We start from the raw sequence: 6,499 nt of genomic DNA on the forward strand, positions 1-6,499 counted from the left end.
CATATAGGTACATCGATGGCAACACACGATAACACGGAGCACGTCGCCGACGCGACCGACGAGGCGGTCGGGTGGGAGTCGAAGCTCCGGTATTTCCTCAACAGCGACTTCGTTCGCTCCTCGCCGTACTGGGGAATCCCGTTCGTCCTCATGAGCATCGCCGTCTACGGTGGCATCGGCTACAACTTCGCAATCTCGTTTACGGATTACGAGGGCCTCGGGACGCCCGATTACTCCACGCTCGACTTGGATATGTACGCACAGGCGCTGTCGAGCGAGGCGTTCAGGGCCGCCGCGCAGAACAACTTAGTCCTCCTCGTGGGCTTTACGACCGTCTGTCTGGTGCTCGGGCTGTTCCTCGCGGTCCTCTTGGACCACGGCATCAGGTTCTCCGAGAAGTTTCAGACGGTCTATCTCCTCCCGATGAGCCTCTCGTTCGTCGTCACCGCGCAACTGTGGCTCTGGATGTTCAACGTCGAAAGCGGCATCCTCAACCTCGTCGTGACGACTCTCGGGTTCAACCCGGTGGACTGGCTCGGGAATCCGTCGATAGCGCTCGGGGCGGTGATATTCGCCCTCATCTGGCAGTTCAGCGGGTACACGATGGTCGTCTACCTCGCGGGACTCCAGTCGATTCCCGACGACCAGTTCGAGGCGGCCCGCGTCGACGGCGCGAGCATGATTCGGACCTACCTCCGCATCATCGTCCCGCAACTCAAGGAGGCGTCCGTCAGCGCGGCCGTCGTGCTGATGGTGTTCGCGCTGAAGGCGTTTACCTTCCTGTACGCGCTCGTCGGCCGGTACCGCCCGCCGAACGGGACGGACATCCTGGCGACGCTCATGGTCCGCCGGGCGTTCAAGTTCGGTGAGTGGGCCTACTCGGCCGCCATCGCGACCATGCTTCTCATCATGGCGCTCGGCGTCATCGGACCGTACCTCTACTACCAGTACAAACAGGGGAGCCTCTGACCATGTCACAGCCGTCATCCACAGGCAGCTTCGACGTCGCATCGCTCGTCGAGGACGTGAACCTGCGGCGCGTCGCTCAGTACGCGCTCGTCGTGTTCTTCCTCGGATTCTTCCTCGTCCCGCTGGAGACGGGAATCATGACCGCCATCAAGACGAACGAGTCGGTCGCTCGCTCGCTTCCCTTCGCGCCGCCCGTCGGCGAGGGCTTCACCCTCGGGAACGTCCAGTTCGCCCTCGAACAGCTCTCGGGGTCGTTCTTCAACTCGCTCATCATGTCGATTCCGGCGACCATCGGGAGCGTCCTGTTCGGGAGTATGGCCGCCTACGGCCTGACGATGGTCAACTGGCGGGCGCAGATGGGCATGCTGATGCTGTTCGTCATCGGCGTCTTCGTCCCGTATCAGGCCGTGTTGGTCCCGCTCGCGCGCTTCTGGAACAACATCTTCCCGCTCGCACGGATGATAGAGCCGATGGTGGCGTCGATACCCTTCTTCCAGGGGTACCACGCCGACCTCGTGCCGCTCGTCATCACCCACATCGCTTACGGGATTCCCATCTGTACGATACTGTTCCGGTCGTACTACCAGAGCCTCCCGAACTCGCTCGTCGAGGCCGGGAAGATCGACGGCGCGAGCATCACGAAGATTTACCGGCGCGTCATCCTGCCCATCTCGAAGCCGATGTTCGGCGTCGTGTTCATCTACCAGTTCACGCAGATTTACAACGAGTTCCTCTTCGCGTTCACGCTGGTCACCGGGTCCGACGCGCCCGCGGCACCGGTCACGCTGGTGCTGCCCGCAATCGGGGCGTCGACCTCCGGCATCGACTTCGGTATCAGGATGTCCGCGGCGTTCCTCGCGGCGGTTCCGACGCTCATCCTGTACGTCGCGTTCGCCGAACAGTTCGCCAAGGGACTTCGGACGGAGGCCTAACCTATGGGAGAGATTCAACTCACCGACCTGACGAAGCGCTTCGGCGACACCGTCGCCGTCGACGACCTCTCGCTCGACATCGACGACGAGGAGTTCCTCGTGCTCGTCGGTCCCTCGGGGTGCGGGAAGTCGACGACGCTCCGGATGCTCGCCGGCTTGGAGACCCCGACCAGCGGCGACATCTACATCGGCGGGGACCACATGAACTACCGCGTCCCGCAGAACCGCGACATCGCGATGGTGTTCCAGGACTACGCGCTGTACCCGCACATGACCGTCCGGCAGAACATCCGGTTCGGGCTGGAAGAAGAGGAAGGGTACACGTCCGCGGAGCGCGACGAGCGCGTCGTCGAGGTCGCCGAGACGCTCGGCATCTCGGACCTGCTCGACCGGAAACCCGACGAACTCTCCGGCGGCCAGCAACAGCGTGTCGCCCTCGGTCGCGCCATCGTGCGTGACCCGGAGGTGTTCCTGATGGACGAGCCGCTGTCCAACTTGGACGCCAAACTGCGCGCGGAGATGCGCACCGAACTCCAGAACCTACAGGACCAACTCGCGGTCACGACCGTCTACGTCACCCACAACCAGACCGAGGCGATGACGATGGCCGACCGCATCGCCGTCATGGACGACGGCGAACTCCAACAGGTGGCCTCTCCCTTCGAGTGCTACCACCGCCCGAACAACCTGTTCGTCGCGGAGTTCATCGGCGAGCCGATGATAAACCTCGTCCGTGGGACGCGCTCGGAGACGACGTTCGTCGGCGAGCACTTCTCGTACCCGCTCGACGAAGACGTGATGGAGTCCGTCGGCGCCCGCGAGGACCTCGTCTTGGGGATTCGCCCCGAAGACATCGCGGTCGTTGACGCGACGACCGACGACACCGCCGACGACACCGCGCTCGGCGACCACGAACTCCGGATGGACGTGACCGTCGTGGAACCCCACGGCGACCAGAACGTCCTCCACCTCTCGCACCCGGACCAACCCTCCGCCGACGACGCCCTGCAGGCGGTCACGGAGGGGATGCACCTCGTCACGCGGGGCGACCGCGTCACGGTGACGATTCCGCCGGACAAGATTCACGTGTTCGACGCGGAGACCGGAACCGCGGTGCACAACCGCCGCTACGACCAGGAAGACGACCGCACGCAACTCGAACAGTAGCCATGGCACGATTAACACTCGACGACGTGACGAAGGTGTACACCGACGACGGCGGCGGCGACATCGTCGCCGTCGAAGACCTCTCGCTCGACATCGACGACGGGGAGTTCCTCGTGCTCGTCGGTCCCTCGGGGTGCGGGAAGTCGACGACGCTCCGGATGATGGCGGGCCTCGAAACCGTCACCGAGGGCGAACTCAGACTCGAAGAGCGCGTCCTCAACGACGTGTCCGCGCAGGACCGGGACATCGCGATGGTGTTCCAGTCGTACGCGCTGTACCCGCACAAGAGCGTCCGCGGGAACATGTCGTTCGGTCTCGAAGAGTCGACCGACCTCCCTGACGACGAGATACGTCAGCGGGTCGAAGAGACGACCGATATGCTCGGCATCTCGGACCTGCTCGACCGCAAGCCCGGACAGCTTTCGGGCGGCCAGCAACAGCGGGTCGCGCTGGGGCGGGCCATCGTCCGTGACCCGGAAGTGTTCCTGATGGACGAGCCGCTGTCCAACTTGGACGCCAAACTCCGGGCGGAGATGCGGACCGAACTCCAGCGCCTGCAGGGGGAACTCGGCGTCACGACCGTCTACGTCACCCACGACCAGACCGAGGCGATGACGATGGGCGACCGCGTCGCCGTCCTCGACGACGGCGAACTCCAGCAGGTCGGCACGCCGCTGGACTGCTACCACCGCCCGAACAACCTGTTCGTCGCGGGCTTCATCGGCGAACCGTCGATGAACTTCTTCGACGGGTCACTGGAGGGCGACACCTTCGGCGGCGACGGCTTCGACTACCCGCTTTCGGGCGCGACCAGAGACCAACTCGGCGACGTGAGCTCCCTCACACTCGGTATCCGGCCCGAGGACGTCGCGGTCGGAGACCAGCGGTCGAGCGACCGAACGTTCGACGCCGAGGTCGTCGTCGTCGAGCCGCAGGGGAACGAGAACACCGTCCACCTGCGGTTCGTCGGCGGGGGCGAGGGGACCCAGTTCACCGCCACCACGACCGGCAAGTCGAGAGTCGAAGCGGGCGACCGCACGACCGTCTCGTTCCCCGAAGACGCGGTTCACCTGTTCGACGGGGAGACCGGCGACGCGCTGAAGAACCGAGAGCTCCCGTCGAACCGCGCCATCGGTGCGTTCGTCTCGGACTGACCGGTCACCGCTTTCTGCGCTTTCTGTTTCTCGTCCGCGGTTCGCGCGCCGTTCTCAGCCGTCGAGCTATCCGCGTCGGCGTAGCGACTGTCTCCGCGAATCGCGTCGCTCCGGTATCGAACTCCAGCGAGTGAAAAGGCGGCCGCGACGGCGCGCCGCGGGTCGAGAGACGCTCACTTCTCTCGCCCGCGGTGGTGCGTCCGGGTTATGGGTGTTGCATGTCAGGTTGATGCGGCCGCCGTGGGAGAGTCTCGTCCTCGGTGTCGGCTTACTCCTCGTCGAAGAGAGTCTCCCCTTCGACCATGTGTTCTCCGACGGCGTCGAGGTCGAGCGTCAGCCCGAGACCGGGCTTCTCGGGAATCTCCATCCGACCGTTCTGAATCAGGTCGTCCTCCTCGACGAGGTCCTCCCACCAGCCGAGCTGGTAGGAGTGGTATTCGAGGGCAAGCGAGTTCGGGATGGCCGCAGCGACTTGTGCAGACGCCATCGTCCCGATGGGCGACGAGACGTTGTGCATCGCCACGGGGATGTAGTACATGTCCGCGAGGTCGGCGATCTTCCGCGTCTCGCGCATGCCGCCGACGCGGGGCAGGTCGGGCGCGATGATGTCCACCGCCTGCGGTTCGAGCAGCGTCCGCTGGCCGAACTTCCGGTAGACGTTCTCGCCGACCGCGATGGGCGTCGTCGTGGACTGCGTCACGAGCTTCTGTACGTCGTGGTTCTCCGGCGGGACGGGGTCTTCGAGCCACCACACGTCGTAGTCTTCCAGCTCGGCGGCGAGGCGCTTTGCGCTCCCGCCGGTAAAGGACCAGTGGCAGTCGAACGCCACGTCCGCGCGGTCGCCGACGGCTTCGGTGACGGCTTCGACGATTTCGACCTTGTGGTCAATTTCGGGGTTGCGGAGGTGGCGGTTCGCGCGGTCCTTCTCGTGGCCCGAGGGCACGTCGAGGTCGAACTTGATGGCGTCGTAGCCGAGCTCCTCGACCACGCGGACGCCCTCCTCGGCGCAGGCCTGCGGATTGGCCTCGTCTTCCGTGTGGAGGTCGCAGTAGACGCGCACTTCGTCGCGGTACTTCCCGCCGACGAGTTGGTAGGCGGGCACGTCGAGGAGCTTCCCGGCGACGTCGTGGAGCGCGATTTCGATGCCCGAGATGGCGGAGATGACCTTGCCCGAGACAGAGCCCTCGCCGGACATCTTCTGGACGAGGTGTTCGTACAGTCGGTCGATGTCGAGGGGGTTCTCGCCGACGAGGAAGGGTTTCATCCGCTCGATGATGGCGGTGTCGCCGCCGCCCCAGTAGGCCTCGCCGGTGCCGACGACGCCGGCGTCTGTGTAGACGCGGACGAGAATCCACGGATAGTTGCCGTCGACCATCGTCGTCTGTACGTCCGTGATTTCGGCGTCGCGAACGCCGCCTCGCGGATTCGTGATGTCCATCGTCTCCGCGGACAGGTCGCGCATCGTGTACTCCGCGTTCGGGTCGCTAAGCTTCGCTTGCTCAACCATTGCGCACGTATATCTCGAAAGCCACTACAAAAGTGTGTGGGTTGGTAGTTCGTCGCTCAGTTCGCGTGTACGCTCCGAGCACTCACCGTCGCTGTCCTCCGAGAACCGACCCTCGCCCGCGGCTTACAAATGGTGACAATTTCGCAAGAATTGTATGTCGGAAGAGAGAACACACGACCGATGACGGAACCCAGTAAAAACTACGTCAACGGTGAGTGGGTCGCCTCCGAGACCGGCGAGACGGCCGAGGTGACGAACCCCGCGAACCCGAGCGAGGTAGTCGCGACGTACCAGCACTCGAACGAGAACGACGCTGCAGCGGCCGTCGACGCCGCCGTAGCGGCCGAAGACGAGTGGCGAAACACGCCCGGTCCCGAGCGCGGGCGCATCCTCCGCGAGGCGGGCACGCTCCTCGCCCAGCGGAAGGACGAACTGACGGAGATTCTCATCGCCGAGGAGGGGAAGGCGCGGCCCGAAGCGGCGGGCGAGGTACAGCGCGCCATCGACATCTTCCACTACTTCTCGACGAAGGCCGCCGATCTCGGCGGCACGAGGAAGGGCGCGAGCGGACCGAACACGAACCTCTACACGCGGCAGGAGCCGGTGGGCGTCGCGGCGCTCATCACGCCGTGGAACTACCCCATCGCCATCCCCGCGTGGAAGCTCGCCCCGGCGCTCGCCGCCGGCAACACCGTCGTCCTGAAGCCCGCCTCCATCGCGCCCGGCGTCGTCATCGAAATCGCCCGCGCGCTCGACGAGGCCGGCCTCCC

5 protein-coding genes and 1 pseudogene are annotated in these 6,499 nt (G+C 64.9%); 5 read left to right on the plus strand and 1 reads right to left on the minus strand.

All coding sequences use genetic code 11. The features are described 5' to 3' along the window. Positions 1-15 precede the first annotated feature (15 nt). The 4 genes from xacH to xacK are packed head-to-tail and all read left to right on the plus strand — an operon-like array spanning position 16 to position 4,222. A complete protein-coding gene (gene xacH, locus ATB1_RS16595) occupies positions 16-969 on the plus strand; it encodes a xylose/arabinose ABC transporter permease XacH (RefSeq protein ID WP_042665761.1) in 954 nt (317 codons plus the stop codon). 2 nt (positions 970-971) lie between these two features. After that, a complete protein-coding gene (gene xacI, locus ATB1_RS16600; RefSeq protein WP_042665763.1) occupies positions 972-1,901 on the plus strand; it encodes a xylose/arabinose ABC transporter permease XacI in 930 nt (309 codons plus the stop codon). Positions 1,902-1,904: 3 nt separating this feature from the next. Then, entirely contained in the window at positions 1,905-3,068 is a 1,164-nt protein-coding gene (locus tag ATB1_RS16605) for an ABC transporter ATP-binding protein (RefSeq protein ID WP_042665764.1), read from the plus strand. A gap of 2 nt (positions 3,069-3,070) precedes the next feature. Beyond that, complete coding sequence (xacK, locus tag ATB1_RS16610) at positions 3,071-4,222, plus strand: xylose/arabinose ABC transporter ATP-binding protein XacK (protein ID WP_042663578.1); 1,152 nt, start codon at positions 3,071-3,073, stop codon at positions 4,220-4,222. 268 nt (positions 4,223-4,490) lie between these two features. On the opposite strand, the gene ATB1_RS16615 is transcribed toward xacK, so the two are convergent. Next, positions 4,491-5,729, minus strand: coding sequence for a xylonate dehydratase (locus ATB1_RS16615; RefSeq protein WP_007274193.1), 1,239 nt, complete (start codon positions 5,727-5,729; stop codon positions 4,491-4,493). A gap of 180 nt (positions 5,730-5,909) precedes the next feature. Here ATB1_RS16615 and ATB1_RS16620 point away from each other — a divergent pair. Next, a pseudogene (locus tag ATB1_RS16620) lies at positions 5,910-6,499 on the plus strand (2,5-dioxovalerate dehydrogenase); the annotation flags it as partial.

This window comes from Haloferax sp. ATB1 (assembly GCF_000730175.1).

What these genes read in the sequence shown, in the direction of transcription:
- xacK (WP_042663578.1), top strand. Translation starts at nt 3,071, where the DNA reads ATGGCACGATTAACACTCGACGACGTGACGAAGGTGTACACCGACGAC.
- ATB1_RS16605 (WP_042665764.1), top strand. Translation starts at nt 1,905, where the DNA reads ATGGGAGAGATTCAACTCACCGACCTGACGAAGCGCTTCGGCGACACC.
- xacH (WP_042665761.1), top strand. Translation starts at nt 16, where the DNA reads ATGGCAACACACGATAACACGGAGCACGTCGCCGACGCGACCGACGAG.
- ATB1_RS16615 (WP_007274193.1), bottom strand. Translation starts at nt 5,729, where the DNA reads ATGGTTGAGCAAGCGAAGCTTAGCGACCCGAACGCGGAGTACACGATG.
- xacI (WP_042665763.1), top strand. Translation starts at nt 972, where the DNA reads ATGTCACAGCCGTCATCCACAGGCAGCTTCGACGTCGCATCGCTCGTC.